Here is a 15,532-nt window from a genome sequence, read left to right as displayed (position 1 = left end):
TTACATACATTTATAAATACTTCAGTTCGCCATTAGTATATATTCAAGATGATATAATTAAATGGCATTGGAAGAAAGTAAATTAACCATTTAACCATGCAGCCATTAAACCATTTAACTTTACAACACATAAGCTGCTACCTCATCGTCTTCCAGTACCACATTTACATGCTCCTGCAGGGTAGTGGCTAGAGAATAGCCTGTGTAAGTGGCGGCAACGGGGTATAGCGGGTGATGGCGGTCTACCAAGGTGGCTACTTCTACTTTTTTAGGGTTCAGGGGGAGCAGTTTGTTTAAAGTATAGGCCAGGGTTTTGCCCGTGTTTAGCACATCGTCAACTAAAATCACATTTTTGCCTTCCAGATCAACACCCTCCGGCGAAAGTGTAACCGGAGCTTCCAGTGGGGCAGTTTTATCGATTCGTACTTGCAGCAGGTGCACCTTAACAGGTGAAATAGCCTGTAGTTTCTCTGCCAGCTTCTGCGCAAAGGCATAGCCGTTCTGGTAGATGCCGGCCAGCACAAGTTCCTGCTCCTCAAAATTACGCTCGTACATCTCGTAGGCCATGCGGGTAATTTTTTGCTCTATCTGGCTCTTATCCAGTATCAGGCTTTGCGTTTGTGGTGTCATGGTTTGGTTGACTTAGGTTTAGCGCTTAGGCAAATTTAAGAAGATAATCCTATCAGTTACAGGAATTAAGGCTGGTATAAAATAATTTGGTGATAACCGTTTTAGTTTACAAAAAACTTGTTAAATTTGCAGTCCGATTCAGAAATTAAGGTTAATTAACGTTTATAATAATGAAAAAAGGCATTCACCCAGAGTACAGAGAGGTGGTTTTCCAGGATATGACTAGTGATTTCAAATTTATCACTCGTTCTACAATGACTTCTGACGAAACTATTACGATGGAAGACGGAAAAGAGTATCCAGTTATCAAAGTGGAAGTTTCTTCTGCTTCTCACCCTTTCTATACTGGTAAAAATATTTTCGTGGATACTGCTGGCCGTGTAGAGAAATTCAACACGCGTTACAAGAAAAAATAAGCGGTTTTACCCGGTTAAAACGTTTTAGAAAAAGTCTTCCTGCAAAAATCAGGAAGACTTTTTTATTTTTGTGCTATGAACATTATTCTCTTCTGCGATCCTGTGATCAGGCAAAACCTTTTGCCACTGTCGTTTACGCGCCCTGTTCCAGAAATAAGGGTTGGTATCCTTACCATATCAGAGAAATGGGAGCACTATGCGGGTGCGACTGTGTCTTATATGACCGAATCATACCTGCAGGAAAAATATTCGCTGCAGCAGACGCACGAAAATTTCTATGTAAACGGAGCGCTATTGCCCAGTGAGCCACTTTTAGCCGAAATCCAAAGGCTAAAGTTAGGTGAGGCTCTTTACAAAGGCGATACTTTGGTGGCTTTTAATGGCGATAATCTCGATTTGCACTCTGTATCTGAAATGCTGAAGGCTTCAACGTCTAAAAAGCATAGCTGCAATGTTGAATGCGATCTTGTTACCAATGTCTGGGATATTTTTGTGCTTAACGGCGAGCAGATTCGCAAAGACTATAAAATATTGACAGCCGGCCGTAAAAGCCAGCCTATAGGTGATAAGCATACTATTGTTTATGGCGAGGAGAATATATTTATTGAAGAAGGCGTAAAGATACGTGCCGCCATACTTAATGCCGAGAATGGCCCTATTTACCTTGGTAAAAACTCCCAGGTGCATGAAGGCGCAGTTATAAAAGGACCGTTTGCCTTAGGCGAAGGCAGTAATGTGAACGTGGGCGGTAAAATGCGCGGGGATGTGAGCATTGGTCCTTACTGCAAAGTCGGCGGCGAAGTAGCGGCTTCTGTTATTTTTGGTTACACCAACAAGGGTCACGAAGGGTATTTAGGCAATTCCGTACTGGGCGAATGGATCAACATCGGTGCCGATACGAACACATCCAACCTGAAGAACAACTACGCTGAGGTAAAGATCTGGAATTATGCCAAAGGCGGTTTTAAGAACACAGGACAACAGTTCTGCGGTCTTATTATGGGCGATCACAGCAAATGCGGCATTAACACCATGTTCAATACAGGCACGGTGGTTGGCGTAAGCGCAAACATTTTCGGGCCTGGTTTCCCTCGTAATTTTGTACCTTCGTTTAGCTGGGGTGGTGCCTCGGGCTTTGAGACCTTTGCTCTGCGCAAAGCCTACGAAGTGGCTGAAAAAGTGATGGAGCGCCGTAGCGTGGAGTTCAGCGAGCAGGAAAAAGACATACTTAAAAAGGTGTTCGAAGAAACACAACAATACCGTGTGTGGGATAGGTCTTAATTGTTGAATTGTTAAATTGTTAATTGTTAATCCTGAACTGAGTGATGTGTTACTAATTAAAGTGAACGCAGTGTTTGTTGGAATTTATAGCGAAGGAGTCTATTAATTAAAGGATGAAGGATTTTAATAGTTTAACTCTTAAACAATTTAACAATCAACAATATAACAATTAAATATAGTGCAGTTTTCACAGATCATAGGGCATAAGGAGGCGAAGCAGCTTTTGCTGAAATCGGTGCAGCATAACCATGTGGCACATGCGCAGCTGTTTCTGGGTCAGGAGGGAAGCGCCAACCTGGCACTGGCTTTAGCCTATGCCACTTACATCAACTGTGAGAACAAGCAGCCCGATGATTCATGTGGAACATGTGGCAGCTGTGTGAAAATGAACAAGCTGGTACATCCTGATTTTAACTTCGTGATGCCTGTTACAGCTACCAAATCGGTAAGCAAGGATGCCCTGAGCAGCAAATTCATGAACGAATGGCGTGAGTTCGTGCTGGCCAGCCCCTATCAGGGCTTGAACGACTGGATGCAGCACATCGGCGCTGAAAACAAACAAGGTATTATCTCTAAAGAGGAAAGCCGCCAGTTGGTTAAACTCGTGTCGCTGAAGGCTTTTGAAGGCGATTACAAGATAGTGGTGATCTGGTTGCCGGAGCTGATGCACTCTGCTGCAGCAAATGCCTTGCTGAAGCTGCTGGAAGAGCCGCCTGCCAAGACACTTTTCCTGCTGGTGGCGCAGGCTTCCGAAAAGCTGCTGGCTACCATCACTTCCCGTACCCAGATCATGCAGGTGCGCAATTTCACGGAGCAGGAGGTAATACAGTATCTGCAGGAGAAGTATAACACCAGCCCAGACGTTGCTTACCAGATAGCCCAACTGGCTGAGGGTAATTTAAACGCAGCCGCTAAACTTACCACCGAGATCAGCAGTGATTACTTTGGGTTTTTCACCGATTGGATGCGAAACTGTTACAGTTACAAGTTCGGGGAGATGATCGAGATGAGTGATAAGTTTCAGACGCTTGGCCGGGAGAACCAGAAGAATTTCCTGCTTTATGCCCTTAATCTCTTCCGGAAGGTAATGTTGTATGGAATAGACGCTGGACTGGTTACCTACTTGCCGCCTGCCGAATTGGACTTCGTGCAAAAATTCTCGAAAGTAATCACAGGTGCCAACGCATCTCAGCTTACAGAAGAACTGAATCAGGCACACTATCACATAGAGCGCAATGCAAACCCTAAAATGGTGTTCGTAGATAGTTCTATCCAGATTGCCGGCTATTTGCGAAAAGGGTAGTTTAGTTGTTGGTTGATAGTTATTGGTTGTTGGGGTTAATGATTTACCTCTTGGGAGCAGGACCGTTTCATTCTACTATTTTTCTGGCGCGAATCTCCAGATTCGTGACTTAAAGTGATTGTTGAGTCTTCCCGGGACTCCGCCCGGAACTGGCTTCCTCAACTGGCCGGGAGGGCCAAAAATACAGGTTGAGAGTATGACTACTTAAGATCTTAGTATAGAATTTATTAGAATGAAATGACCCTACTCTTAGAGGTAATAACCATAAAAAAGGACGAGGGAGTCGTGTGCTGGAACTTGTGGCCGCTATTACCTACACCCAGTATAAAGTATAAAATGAGGCTTCGCAAAGTATAAAGTATAGCTGCGACCTCACAGAAACTATAAAATGGCAGAGAATACAACAGATAAAGTAATACGGATAGGCACACGAGGCAGTAAGCTGGCTTTGTGGCAGGCAGAACATGTGGCAGAAAAGCTACAGGCTGCGGGCATGCCTACTGAGTTGGTGATCATCAGTACCAAAGGCGATCAGGTGCTGGACCGCTCACTGGATAAAATTGGCTCTAAAGGCGTTTTTACCGAAGAGCTGGAAGTTAGCCTGCGCGACGGAAGTATAGATATTGCCGTACACAGCGCCAAAGACGTGCAATCGTCTATTCCGGATGACCTGGAGCTAGTGGCGTTTATGGAGCGCGAAAAAGTGAACGACGTTATACTTTGCTTCGACCCCAATTTTAAGCTTGAACGTGACAGCACAGCGGTGATCGGTACATCGTCTACCCGCCGTAAGGCCCTGCTGAAGAAGCACTACCCTAACGTAACTACAGCTGAGTCGAGGGGTAACCTGCAGACGCGCCTGCGCAAGCTGGAAGAAAAGCAGTTTGATGCCCTGATGCTGGCTTATGCCGGTGTGTACCGCATGGGCTATGACAACCTGATCGTGCATACTTTTCCGGAGGATGAGTTTGTGCCGGCAGCCGGACAGGGAAGCGTGGCCGTAGAGTGTGCCAAAAACCTGAACCCGGAACTGAAGGCTGCTATAAAAGATGCCCTTAACCACCCTGAAACCCATGTATGCCTGGTAGCGGAGCGTGCCTTCCTGAGAACCATGGAAGGAGGCTGCAGTATACCGTCTTTTGCGCTAGCCAGGTTAACAGATGAGGGTGTAAGTATAACCGGAGGCATTGTGAGCCTGGACGGTAAAACCCTGCTGCAGCAAACCATGACTGCCCCAGCAAAAGATGCGGAGGCGCTTGGCGTGCAGCTGGCAAACACTACCCTGCGCAGCGGCGGCGAAGAAATACTGACAAGTATAAAACGCGAACGCAGCGAGATATAGGAAGGTAGAAAAGTAAAGAGGTAATAAGGTATAAAAGTATAAAAACAGCCAGGCCCGAAGTCACACAGCTTCGGGCCTGGCTGTTTTTTATTAATATGCCGCAAGTTTAGCGTAGCGTAAATGTGGCTTAACATGATGCCAGTTTGTAACTGGCTTTCTGCGGAAGCAGAAAAGTATACTTTAGCAGATTTATACTTTATGGCAAGTAGCCAAAGGATAACGTATTATCCAGGGCCTTTGCATCCTTGCTTTTTCAAAGCAAAGCAGTTGAAAACTGCTGCCATACATAGCCACATTTACGCTGCCGCTAAACTTGCGGCATAAACCGATTTCAAAATGACAGTCAAGAAAGAATTCATAATTCCTAATTCATCATTCATAATTAAAACTAAACCTGCACTGCCTCCACAGCCTCTTCAGAGAGCGGTTGCTTTTTGGTAGAACGGGCATAGACCAGAAAAGCCTGCATTTCGCTTTTTACCACAGGAGCCAATAAGTATAAACCTACCATGTTCGGGATACTCATGGCAAACAGCATGGCATCAGAAAAGGCAACCACACTGTTTAACTGTATTGGCGCGCCCAGCACTACAAAGGCACAGAACAGCACTTTAAAAGAAATGTCGGCAGCTTTGGTGTGCCCAAACAGATATGTCCACGATTTCAGGCCGTAATATGACCAGGTGATCATGGTGGAGAAAGCGAAAAGTATAACCGCTGCTGCCAGCACGATCGGGAACCAGTCGATAACAGTGGAGAAAGCGGTAGATGTAAGTGCAATGCCATCGCCGGTTTCCTGGTTGTAAGCACCAGTCACCACAATTACCAGCGCCGTCATGGTGCACACGATAACCGTATCAATGAATGGCTCCAGGGACGCTACGAAACCCTCGGTTACTGGCACATTGGTTTTAACCGCGGAGTGTGCGATAGACGCCGAGCCAATGCCGGCCTCGTTGGAGAACACACCGCGTCTCAGGCCCTGAATCATCACGCCCACTAAGCCGCCTGCCAGGGCAGTGGCCGAGAAAGCGCCCTCAAAAATAGCCACAAACGCAGCCGGAATCTGTGTGAAGTTCACCGCCAAAACGATAAGTGCCGCCACAATGTAAACACCGCACATAAATGGCACCACCTTCTCGGTTACTTTGGCAATGCTCTTCATGCCGCCAAGTATAACCAGGCCCACCAGCACAGCCATTATAAGGCCAAATATCCAGGCATTGCCGCCACCAAAGAAAGAGCCTTCGGCACCGCCGGTTACGGCAATAAACTGCTGTGTAGCCTGGTTTATCTGGAACATGTTACCTGCGCCAATAGCCCCGCCAATACACATCACGGCAAAGAAAGCAGCCAGAAACTTACCCAATCCCTTCATGCCTCGTTCGCTCAGGCCTTTGTTCAGGTAGTGCATCGGGCCGCCGGATACGGTACCATCCTCATGCACATCCCTGTACTTTACACCAAGCGTGCACGACACAAACTTAGACGACATGCCCAGCAAGCCTGCCATGATCATCCAAAAGGTAGCGCCAGGGCCGCCTAGCGATATGGCAATGGCTACACCGGCAATATTACCCAGGCCAACCGTGCCCGAAACAGCCGCAGTAAGCGCCTGGAAGTGCGAAACCTCGCCGGGAGCATCGGGTTGGTTATACTTTCCGCGCACAATGTCCAGGGCATGCTTGAACCCGCGGATGTTTACAAAGCCAAGGTATACGGTAAAGAAAACGGCACCAGCCAAAAGCCACACAAGTATAAGTGGAATGCCAATCGAGTCTGTAAGGGCTACTTCGTAGAAGATGATGTCGGAGATGAACTGAGCGGCAGGGCCAACAGCGGCGTCTATTTGTTCGTCGATAGAAGCCTTTGGCGCACGTGCCAGTAGACTGCTAAACGACGCTAAACAGAGCCCTGCCGTAAGTAGGATTCTTTTCATTTAGATATGTTTAGTTGATTAGTCAGTTTGCTTGAATATAGCATTTTTACGGGCAAGTATGAAATTTAAGGCTTAATTGCACCTGAGGGTACAGCAATAAATTACAATAATGCAATGCTTTATAGCACATCAGGAATAAAAGTATAAAGTATAAAATTGAGGCTTGAGGTAGCAGATTTTGGAATCAAAGTATAAATCCGAGTTAAAAACGATTAAATTTGAGAGCCTGCACTTACAGGCATCCATATTTTATACTTAAACCTGAAATTTAGATGTATGAAACTGCTTAAGAATATAATGCTGGCCCTGGCAATTACGCTGCTGGTACCCATGGCAGCAATGGCACAGAAGCTGAAAGGCAAAGACCAGTTAGTGACCATCGAAACGCCACAGGGCGAGATAAAACTTGTGCTGTTTGAAGATACCCCGAAGCACCGCGAAAATTTCCTGAAACTGGCTAAAGAGGGCTATTACGACGGTACTACCTTCCACAGGGTGATCGACGGCTTTATGATACAGGGCGGCGACCCGAACACCAAAGACGATGACCCGAGCAACGACGGCTCCGGAAATCCGGGCTATACCATACCCGCAGAAATTAACCCACAGCATAAGCATGTGCGCGGTGCAGTAGCCGCCGCCAGAACAGGCGATCATGTGAACCCGCAGCGTGCATCAAGTGGCTCCCAGTTTTATATTGTGGAGAACCATGACGGTACCCCGATGCTGGACCAGGCTTATACCGTTTTCGGGCAGGTAGTGGATGGACTGGAGGTGGTGGATAAAATAGCCGAAGTGCCTAAAGGAGGACGCGACAGGCCACTGTCAGACGTGAAGATGAAGGTGAAGGTAGAAGACGTGAAGAAGAAAAAGATAGCTAAAAAGTATAACTACGACTACGCTACACAGTCGCTGCAGAAGAAATAACCTAACATGAAGAAAATACTGATTACTGGCTCTAATGGCTTGCTGGGGCAGAAACTGGCCGAGTTACTTTTACCCAGAACCGATGTAGAACTACTGGCAACCAGTCGTGGCGACAACAAACTGGCAACGATTTTCCCAACGCTGCCATTCAGAAGTATGGATGTGACAGACCCGGCGCAGGTAGAGCAGGTAGTAAGTGAGTTCAGGCCAACACACATCATCCATACTGCCGCCATGACCAACGTGGACCAGTGCGAAAGCGACCGCGAAGGGGCTGTAAAACTGAACCGCGATGCCGTACAGTACCTGGTTGATGCCTGCGAGAAGTATAATGTCCATCTGGTACACGTTTCCACCGACTTCATTTTTGACGGCGAGAACGGACCTTATGACGAAGAGGCAGAAGCCAATCCGGTAAACTTCTACGGCGAGACCAAACTAATGGCAGAGGAAGTGGTAAAGCAGGCTAAATGCAAGTGGGCTATACTTCGTACGGTGCTGGTATTTGGCGTGGCACACGATTACGGCCGCACCAACATTGTGCTGTGGGTGCGCGATAGCCTGCAGTCAGGTAAAGTAATCAAAGTGGTGGATGACCAGTTCAGGACGCCTACGTTGGCTGAGGACCTGGCCATGGGCTGCTGGCTGGCCGTTAAACACGATGCCGAGGGAGTTTACAATATTTCCGGCAGCGAGATGCTCACACCTTACGATATGGCCCTGCAGGTAGCGGATTTCTTTGCCCTGGACAAATCGCTGATCGATAAAGCAGACGCTTCTACCTTTACACAGCCTGCCAAAAGGCCGCCGCGCACCGGCTTTGATATAAGCAAGGCCCAGCGAGAGCTTGGCTACCAGCCACATACTTTTATGCAGGGCATACAAATGGTGGCAGAGCAGGCAGAGGCCATACTTTAGTCTTTGTCAGAACACAGTTTCAGGAAGCCTAACATAAGCGAATATTAAAAATATGTGATTTTTAATGCGCTTGTGTTAGGCTTTGTTTAAATTGTTTCCTTAAATTTCAGCTTGATTCGAACTAACCTTAAAACCAACTAAACTAAACTAATCACTTCTACCTTATTTTATGAGTGCTAACAAAGAATCGTGGGGCTCACGTGTGGGTCTCATTCTGGCCATGGCCGGTAATGCTGTTGGTCTCGGTAACTTCCTAAGGTTTCCGGTACAGGCAGTACAGAACGGTGGTGGCGCTTTCATTATTCCTTACCTGGTCTGCTTCCTGGTAATGGGTATTCCGCTGCTTTGGATCGAGTGGTCTATGGGCCGCTTCGGTGGTAAATTCGGGCACCACTCCACACCGTTTATCGTGGACACCATGGGCCGCAACCGCCTTTGGAAATACATTGGCGTATTCGGTATCTGGACTAACATTGCCGTTGCCGCATACTATTGCTACCTCGAGTCCTGGACGCTTTCGTACGTTTTCCACTCGCTGGGGGGCACCTTTAGCGGTATGGACCAGGATGGCGTGGCAGCTTTCTTCATAGAGTATGTTAGCCTTGGCGAGTCTACTTTTGGCATCCCTTACGAGCCGATCGTTTTCTTCCTGATCTGCTTGTTCCTGAATACCTGGATCCTGTCTCAGGGCCTTGCGAAAGGTGTTGAGCGCGTAGCTAAAATAGGTATGCCAATGCTTATCCTGTTCGGCATATTCCTGGCTTACAAAGGCTTTACGATTACAGCCGGTGAGAACGGAGCCATCAACGACAGCACAGTAGGTCTTAACTTCCTCTGGACGCCGCAGTACGATAAGCTGTGGTCGCCAAGCGTTTGGTTAGCTGCTGCCGGTCAGATCTTCTTTACCCTTTCGGTGGGTATGGGTACGGTGCATTGCTACGCATCTTATGTGCGCTCTAAAGATGATATCGCCCTGAACGCGATGTCTGCGGGCTGGATGAACGAATTCGTAGAGGTTGTACTTGGTGGTGCTATCCTTATCCCGATCTCTATCGGTTACCTGGGCATTGACCGTGTAACAGAGCTTGTGCAGAGCGGTGGCCTTGGACTTGGCTTCCGTACGTTACCATACTTGTTCTACCAGTGGGGCGATGTGCTAGGCGCGTTATCAGGTGTGATGTGGTTCGGCTTGTTGTTCTTTGCCGGTATCACTTCGTCGCTGGCTATGGGTACGCCATGGATCGGTTTCCTGCAGGACGAATTTAACTGGAGACGCAAACCAGCTGCCTGGTCTTTTGGTTTGATCGTGCTTATACTTGGTATGCCTACAGTATTGTTCTTCAACTACGGCGTGTTCGATGAGTATGACTACTGGGCGGGTACCGTATCGCTGGTAGTGTTTGCTTTGCTGGAGTCTATCCTTTTTGCGTGGGTATTTGGCATCAATAAAGGCTGGAGAGAGATCATTTCTGGCTCAGACATCAAAGTACCGGGTATTTACAAGTTCATCATTAAGTTTGTAACACCATTGTTACTGCTTTGGGTATTCCTGGGCTCTTTGTTTACGCCTAAAGGCGGCGACTGGGGTAAAGCGTTTGGTGGAGAATGGGTGCTGGATGATGGCTCCATTATCAAGAAGATCGCAAACAGTGATCTGAAAGCCAGAATTGCCGCCGCCACAGATCCTGCCGTGATAGAGCAGTTGCAGGATACGCTGTTCTTCGTGAACGCTTCGCGTATTTTGCTGGTAGCTGTTTGGGTAAGCATTGCGCTGCTGGTATACACGGCGTATAAAAAGAGAGTTAGAGAAGGAAGAATTTAAGAATTATGAATACATCTGCAATTGTTGTCATGCTGCTAACGTTGGGCACCGTAACTGGTCTGATGTTATACTTCTTCTGGAGAGTGCTAAACACTCCACCCAAACCTGAGCCAGACTCGTACTTGGATAACGATGACGAGCCAGGCCGTCAGGAACAGATACCTTAACACATGAAAAAAATCAGGCACTTGATCCGGCGATACTTTGGCTTTTCGCAGCGCGAGGTAAACGGGTTTTTGATGCTGATAACCATAATGGTGCTGCTTACGGCAGCACCATTTCTTTTTGATAGGCTTTACACGCCTGAAACAAGTATAAACACCGCCGCAGACAGGCAATTGCTCGACAGCCTGGTGGCGCAGCTGGAGGCAAAGCAACCCGAAGGCCCTCAGCGAAAACGACTATATAATATACCAAGTCAGCTTCAGCCTTTTAACCCAAACCAGCTTACCCTGGAAGGTTGGCAGCAAATGGGTTTGCCACCTTACATGGCGCAACGCATCCTTAACTATCGCAAAAAGATCGGGGACTTTACTTACAAAGCTGAGTTGGGAAAGATCTACGGCCTGCCTGATTCCGTTTTTCAGCAACTTTACCCATACATACAACTACCCGTAGAGCAGCCAGAAAAATATAAGCGAAGGCGATATGCCGCTGGCAGCTACAGGCCAACCCCATATCCAGGAGAGGGTAATAAAAGGCCACCACGCGAGAAATTTATACTTGCCCCCTTCAACATCAACACCGCCGATACCACGCAACTAAAGCAGATCAGGGGTATTGGAAGTAAACTTTCAGCCAGGATTATTAAATACAGAAACAGCCTGGGCGGCTTCCATAGTATGGAGCAGGTACGTGAAGTATATGGCTTGCCGCCCAATGTAGTGGATAGCCTGGAGAAGTATACGTTTGTGGCAAAAGCCAACTTGCCACAGAAATTAAATCTTAATAAGGCCACTGTCGAGGAGTTACGTGCTCATCCATACATTTCGCTAAACATAGCCAGGCTAATTGTGGCTTACCGTGAGCAGCACGGAGCTTTTCAGCAGGTAGAGGAGATCCGGAATATCAAAGTTATTACAGCAGAGCAGTTTGAGAGGCTGAGGCCATATCTGGAAGTGTAGTTTTTTTCTGCAGCACCGGGTCCAACCACCCCTGCCCCTTAGAGCTACGCTCGCAATCTTCGAACTCTCGCTTTCGATTGTCCAAGGAAGAGATTTTTTGGCAGACGATTAACACACCCCTGCGCCCCTCTCAAGAGGGGAATCTCCGCCTTTACCGAAGGGAAGTATAAGTTTTATAGCTAATAGCATTCCTCAGACAGGTCGCGACCTGTCCCTACAAAATCAGAATTTATACTTGCTAGCCAGTTGCAACAGCCGTCAACAAAAGAAGTGTCCATCCCAGCCTTTGGGTGGGGGAAGGGGCCCTCGATAAAGAGCGCCTTCTATTGTTGCGGTGCTGAGCTTGCTCAGCAGCCCGCAGCGGAGCGAGGAGCAGCTTCAATAGACAGCGCGATGCCCGAAGGCGAGGCCTCGCGGCCTTGAGCGCACCAAAGTCTGATGTGGAGCAATAGGTAATAAAACTGAGGATAAGTGGCTGCTAGATAGAAAGACAGAAGGTAACCTACCCCTCTTTCTCATGAAGTATAAGCCTTGGCCTGCATAAAAGTATAGAAAAACACAGCGTTAGGGCTTTTGGCTACGATCCGCATTTCCTCTCTTACTTTATCAGCCAGCTCTGCATCTACGTAACCCGCTTCCAGCAGCTGTGGCAAGCCACTCAGGAGCAGCTCTGTCCAGAAACCGATCATTTCGGCGCGTTTGGCTGGGTTGCGGTTATCGAGGTGGTAGGTTTTTGGCTCTGTGGTAATGCGCTGGTACCCCACCGACTGCAGCAGGTTACCAAGCTTGGCACCTACAAACGGGTCGCCGCTCATATCGTATTGCAGGTCGTTGAAGCGCATCCAGTATTGCAGTACGCTGGGCGAGTATGGCTCTACAAAAAAGCTGGAGTTAAGTACTTCAGTTATGACGATGGGGCTACCCGGCTTAAGCACACGCCGCACCTCCGACAATACCCTGGCCGGCTCAGGTATATGCTCCAGCACCCAGCACAGAAAGGCACCGTCGAACTGCGTTTGTGAGTCGAAGTTCATGTCCATGGCGTTGCCTTGCAGCAAAGTATAACGGTTGGTGGCGTATGGTATCGTGGCGAGGTAATTTTCGGCCTGCTATATCTGCTTTTCGGAGTAATCGAGGCCAGTAAGGTGGATGTGCGGGAAACGGCGCAACAATATCTCGCTTTGTGCTCCAACACCGCAGCCAACCTCTAACAGGTCAGTTACAATAGAGAAATCAATGTCGGAGTAGATCTTGTTCTCCATGAAACGCGCCTGCTTGTACAGGCGCTGCTGCTCTTCCGGGGAGTATCCGTGAAGGTATTTTTCTTCAGATGGCTCGGTTGGTTTCATAGTATAGGAAGATAGATGTCCGGAAGTATGTATACGGCAAAACCATACGCATAATTACACTTAGCCTGTAAGCTTTAAGGCCAAAACCAGTATTCACTTAAAGAAAAACAGGCTTATTTATTCGCTGTCGCTGCACCGGATGCGGGTATCTGCTTTTTGCGCTGCTCGTTCAGCCACAACAGGCCAGGGCTATATGCCATGTCGTGCACTCCCTCAAAAAGAACCAACCGCACATCCCCGGACTGCCGTGTAAAGACCACATTTGGGTCTGAGCCGCTAAAGTATTTTACACCATCCGAAATGGGTTTAAGTTCTTCCGGTAACTTCTGCTGTTTGTCTATAAACTGCATCTGCTCCCTTGAGATAGTGTCGGAAGGCTGGGCAAGTGCGTTAAAGGCTCTCAACGTATGGCTTACGGGCACTAAAACATCTTCTATGCCGGCTGCCAGAAAAACAGGTATTCCTTTTACGTTGTTGATGTACGTTACCGGGCTACGGCGCAGGCATTCCTGAGCGGCTGGCGTGCCTGGCAAAGGTTCTCCACCACAAGCTGTTACTACATGGCGGTTATAATCGCGGTGCGGGTAATATTGGCTAAAGGCATACCAGTCTACCAGGTCGTAAACGGGTACCCAGGCCACCACGCCGGCCCAGATCTCGGGGTGCCTGCCTGCAGCCACAAGCGCCGTCATGGCGCCACCCGAAGAGCCAAGTATGTAAATCCGTGACTCGTCAATCTCAGCATGCTCTTTCGCATAGTTCACGGCATCAACAATGTCCTGTATGGCCAGGTCCGATGCCATGGCCTCCGGCTTGTTGAATTTGCCGCGATAGTTCGGGTGGATAAAGGCCCAGTCATACTTTACTGACCACTCAGCAAACGGTATGCTTACTTCCTGCAGGTACTCGCTGCTCCAGCTGTGCAGCATTACCAGCAGAGGCCTTTTACCCGAGGTTTCGGAAGTATAAAATAGAGCAGGCTGCATATCGCCGTCCGCAGTAGACTTGATCCGGACCTCCTGGATACCGGGTACTGCCTTTTGCCACTTCGCAAGGCTTTCGTCGGCAAACCTGGAAGGATACTTTTTAGAGGTAGAATAATGGTTCATGCGCTCTACAGCCTTCTCCTGCCTTTTCTGGCGGCAGGATGAAAAAAGTGTAAGCGTACTCAGCACCAGCCACAAAACACAAAGCCTACTATACTTTATCAAAGAAATCAAGCTCATTTTAGAAAAACAGGTAGACCCGGACATAGCCTTTCATTCCAGGATTATTAAAAAACCTGCAAAGGAATAAAAAGTTGCGACATAGTAGTGTACTTAAACGAAAATAAATGAATTTACTTCTCCGCTAAAAGTATAGTCAAAGAGAGGTAAGATGTCGTTTTAAAGATTCAGGTTGTGTACTTGCAGCATAAAGCGGGTGCGGTTTAAGGGGCTTACAGTATATTGGTAAATCAATATAGAAATACCAATCCGAGATCTGCTCACAGTCAATCATATTTTATACTTGCCCAGACTTCTATGTACTGTGCTTTTTATTGGGAAGCAGAAACGCAAAAAGCACAAAACTGGCTAAGGCAAACTCCTGCAGTTCCCATTTTTCACCTTCTCTGATCAGCAGAATACTAAAAAAGGACGCGAAGTACATCAGGCTTTGGATGGTAGTCGGGATTGGTAATCCTACTTTATTAACCAGGCTCCGGAACCACGCTTTATAGTGGTAAAGTATGGGTAAGCCCAGAAAGTAAATAAACACGCAAGTATAAAGCACTTTGCCGAATATAAGCTTGTTCAAGTTTATACCATCTACATGGATATTGTGAAAGTTAAATTCTTTCTGAGCGTTGATCTGCTCCAGATCTTCTGGTGTTGAGAAACCAATTATGCGCTGGCCCCAGCTTATCTCTTCGCCAAAGCCCAGGAAGAATATGGCAGCTGCCGAGAAAAAGAACAGCCTGTGTAACTTATGACCCACAAACGATGCCCTGCAAAAGCAAAGCACAGAGGTAGCAAGTAAAATGAATGCCGTTATGTATTCAATATATCCGTCTTCTTGGGTATAGATGTAATAAAACTCCGGGTTCAGAAATGACAACACGATGCCAATAAAAATATGAGAGATCGAAATGGTATATAAAGAGGTGCCCAAAAGCGTTAACCTGTCGATAGCCGCATTCCCAGAATCGAGTTTAGATAAGGAAAAGTATATCTGCAATGAGGTCAATCTTCTTATTATATCCATCAGTTTTGGTGTTGGCCTGCTGTGGCTGCTGAAGCTTTTGCAAGTGTGGCTGGTGTATTAATTTATTTGTACTCTTTTTACGGAAGTATGCCTGTTAATGATAACAATTAAAGTCTTTTCTGAGGTTGTGTGCTGTGTATGTGTTTGATTGTTATGTAGTTGTTGCCATGGCTGCGTGATGCGGTTTTATGGTTTAGTATTACACTTGCAACAAAGCGATAGGAGAAGCGATGCGCT

15 protein-coding genes are annotated in these 15,532 nt (G+C 47.4%); 9 read left to right on the top strand and 6 right to left on the bottom strand.

Annotation, left to right across the window (positions count from 1 at the left end; all coding sequences use genetic code 11):
• Positions 1 to 120 precede the first annotated feature (120 nt).
• Positions 121 to 630: a phosphoribosyltransferase family protein gene (locus AC4BAP_RS04815; protein WP_490581488.1), complete on the bottom strand. Its 510-nt coding sequence runs from the start codon at positions 628 to 630 to the stop codon at positions 121 to 123.
• Between the two features lie 170 nt (positions 631 to 800).
• Between AC4BAP_RS04815 and AC4BAP_RS04810 the strand changes: the two genes are divergently transcribed.
• From AC4BAP_RS04810 to hemC, 4 genes are all read left to right on the top strand, one after another.
• Positions 801 to 1,046, top strand: a complete 246-nt coding sequence (locus AC4BAP_RS04810) for a type B 50S ribosomal protein L31 (protein WP_490581487.1) — start codon at positions 801 to 803, stop codon at positions 1,044 to 1,046.
• Positions 1,047 to 1,121: 75 nt separating this feature from the next.
• Complete coding sequence (locus AC4BAP_RS04805; RefSeq protein WP_490581486.1) at positions 1,122 to 2,327, top strand: GlmU family protein; 1,206 nt, start codon at positions 1,122 to 1,124, stop codon at positions 2,325 to 2,327.
• Positions 2,328 to 2,505: 178 nt separating this feature from the next.
• Entirely contained in the window at positions 2,506 to 3,630 is a 1,125-nt protein-coding gene (locus tag AC4BAP_RS04800; RefSeq protein WP_490581485.1) for a DNA polymerase III subunit, read from the top strand.
• 388 nt (positions 3,631 to 4,018) lie between these two features.
• On the top strand, positions 4,019 to 4,972 hold the full coding sequence (gene hemC / locus AC4BAP_RS04795) for a hydroxymethylbilane synthase (protein ID WP_490581484.1): 954 nt from the start codon (positions 4,019 to 4,021) through the stop codon (positions 4,970 to 4,972).
• 388 nt (positions 4,973 to 5,360) lie between these two features.
• On the opposite strand, the gene AC4BAP_RS04790 is transcribed toward hemC, so the two are convergent.
• Positions 5,361 to 6,911: an alanine/glycine:cation symporter family protein gene (locus AC4BAP_RS04790; protein WP_490581483.1), complete on the bottom strand. Its 1,551-nt coding sequence runs from the start codon at positions 6,909 to 6,911 to the stop codon at positions 5,361 to 5,363.
• 276 nt (positions 6,912 to 7,187) lie between these two features.
• Between AC4BAP_RS04790 and AC4BAP_RS04785 the strand changes: the two genes are divergently transcribed.
• The 5 genes from AC4BAP_RS04785 (at position 7,188) to AC4BAP_RS04765 (ending at position 11,702) form a co-directional block, all read left to right on the top strand.
• Positions 7,188 to 7,838: a peptidylprolyl isomerase gene (locus AC4BAP_RS04785; protein WP_490581482.1), complete on the top strand. Its 651-nt coding sequence runs from the start codon at positions 7,188 to 7,190 to the stop codon at positions 7,836 to 7,838.
• Between the two features lie 6 nt (positions 7,839 to 7,844).
• On the top strand, positions 7,845 to 8,756 hold the full coding sequence (locus AC4BAP_RS04780; protein ID WP_490581481.1) for an SDR family oxidoreductase: 912 nt from the start codon (positions 7,845 to 7,847) through the stop codon (positions 8,754 to 8,756).
• 169 nt (positions 8,757 to 8,925) lie between these two features.
• Entirely contained in the window at positions 8,926 to 10,578 is a 1,653-nt protein-coding gene (locus AC4BAP_RS04775) for a sodium-dependent transporter (RefSeq protein WP_490581480.1), read from the top strand.
• Positions 10,579 to 10,583: 5 nt separating this feature from the next.
• A complete protein-coding gene (locus AC4BAP_RS04770; protein ID WP_490581479.1) occupies positions 10,584 to 10,745 on the top strand; it encodes a hypothetical protein in 162 nt (53 codons plus the stop codon).
• Between the two features lie 3 nt (positions 10,746 to 10,748).
• Entirely contained in the window at positions 10,749 to 11,702 is a 954-nt protein-coding gene (locus AC4BAP_RS04765) for a ComEA family DNA-binding protein (RefSeq protein ID WP_490581478.1), read from the top strand.
• A 515-nt stretch (positions 11,703 to 12,217) separates the two neighbouring features.
• On the opposite strand, the gene AC4BAP_RS04760 is transcribed toward AC4BAP_RS04765, so the two are convergent.
• From AC4BAP_RS04760 to AC4BAP_RS04745, 4 genes are all read right to left on the bottom strand, one after another.
• Entirely contained in the window at positions 12,218 to 12,760 is a 543-nt protein-coding gene (locus AC4BAP_RS04760; protein ID WP_490581477.1) for a methyltransferase domain-containing protein, read from the bottom strand.
• A 51-nt stretch (positions 12,761 to 12,811) separates the two neighbouring features.
• The gene (locus AC4BAP_RS04755; RefSeq protein WP_490581476.1) at positions 12,812 to 13,051 is read right to left on the bottom strand and encodes a hypothetical protein; all 240 of its coding nucleotides are present in this window, start codon (positions 13,049 to 13,051) and stop codon (positions 12,812 to 12,814) included.
• 113 nt (positions 13,052 to 13,164) lie between these two features.
• Positions 13,165 to 14,277, bottom strand: a complete 1,113-nt coding sequence (locus tag AC4BAP_RS04750; protein ID WP_490581475.1) for an alpha/beta hydrolase family protein — start codon at positions 14,275 to 14,277, stop codon at positions 13,165 to 13,167.
• 295 nt (positions 14,278 to 14,572) lie between these two features.
• Entirely contained in the window at positions 14,573 to 15,295 is a 723-nt protein-coding gene (locus AC4BAP_RS04745; RefSeq protein WP_490581474.1) for a hypothetical protein, read from the bottom strand.
• Between the last annotated feature and the right edge of the window lie 237 nt (positions 15,296 to 15,532).

Source organism: Pontibacter sp. GD7 (assembly GCF_058216375.1).
This window is presented reverse-complemented; position numbering and strand designations above follow the sequence as displayed.

Excerpts from the sequence above, each read along its gene's own strand:
- AC4BAP_RS04815 (WP_490581488.1), bottom strand. The coding sequence starts at position 630 with ATGACACCACAAACGCAAAGCCTGATACTGGATAAGAGCCAGATAGAG.
- AC4BAP_RS04810 (WP_490581487.1), top strand. The coding sequence starts at position 801 with ATGAAAAAAGGCATTCACCCAGAGTACAGAGAGGTGGTTTTCCAGGAT.
- AC4BAP_RS04805 (WP_490581486.1), top strand. The coding sequence starts at position 1,122 with ATGAACATTATTCTCTTCTGCGATCCTGTGATCAGGCAAAACCTTTTG.
- hemC (WP_490581484.1), top strand. The coding sequence starts at position 4,019 with ATGGCAGAGAATACAACAGATAAAGTAATACGGATAGGCACACGAGGC.
- AC4BAP_RS04790 (WP_490581483.1), bottom strand. The coding sequence starts at position 6,911 with ATGAAAAGAATCCTACTTACGGCAGGGCTCTGTTTAGCGTCGTTTAGC.
- AC4BAP_RS04785 (WP_490581482.1), top strand. The coding sequence starts at position 7,188 with ATGAAACTGCTTAAGAATATAATGCTGGCCCTGGCAATTACGCTGCTG.
- AC4BAP_RS04780 (WP_490581481.1), top strand. The coding sequence starts at position 7,845 with ATGAAGAAAATACTGATTACTGGCTCTAATGGCTTGCTGGGGCAGAAA.
- AC4BAP_RS04775 (WP_490581480.1), top strand. The coding sequence starts at position 8,926 with ATGAGTGCTAACAAAGAATCGTGGGGCTCACGTGTGGGTCTCATTCTG.
- AC4BAP_RS04770 (WP_490581479.1), top strand. The coding sequence starts at position 10,584 with ATGAATACATCTGCAATTGTTGTCATGCTGCTAACGTTGGGCACCGTA.
- AC4BAP_RS04765 (WP_490581478.1), top strand. The coding sequence starts at position 10,749 with ATGAAAAAAATCAGGCACTTGATCCGGCGATACTTTGGCTTTTCGCAG.
- AC4BAP_RS04755 (WP_490581476.1), bottom strand. The coding sequence starts at position 13,051 with ATGAAACCAACCGAGCCATCTGAAGAAAAATACCTTCACGGATACTCC.
- AC4BAP_RS04750 (WP_490581475.1), bottom strand. The coding sequence starts at position 14,277 with ATGAGCTTGATTTCTTTGATAAAGTATAGTAGGCTTTGTGTTTTGTGG.
- AC4BAP_RS04745 (WP_490581474.1), bottom strand. The coding sequence starts at position 15,295 with ATGGATATAATAAGAAGATTGACCTCATTGCAGATATACTTTTCCTTA.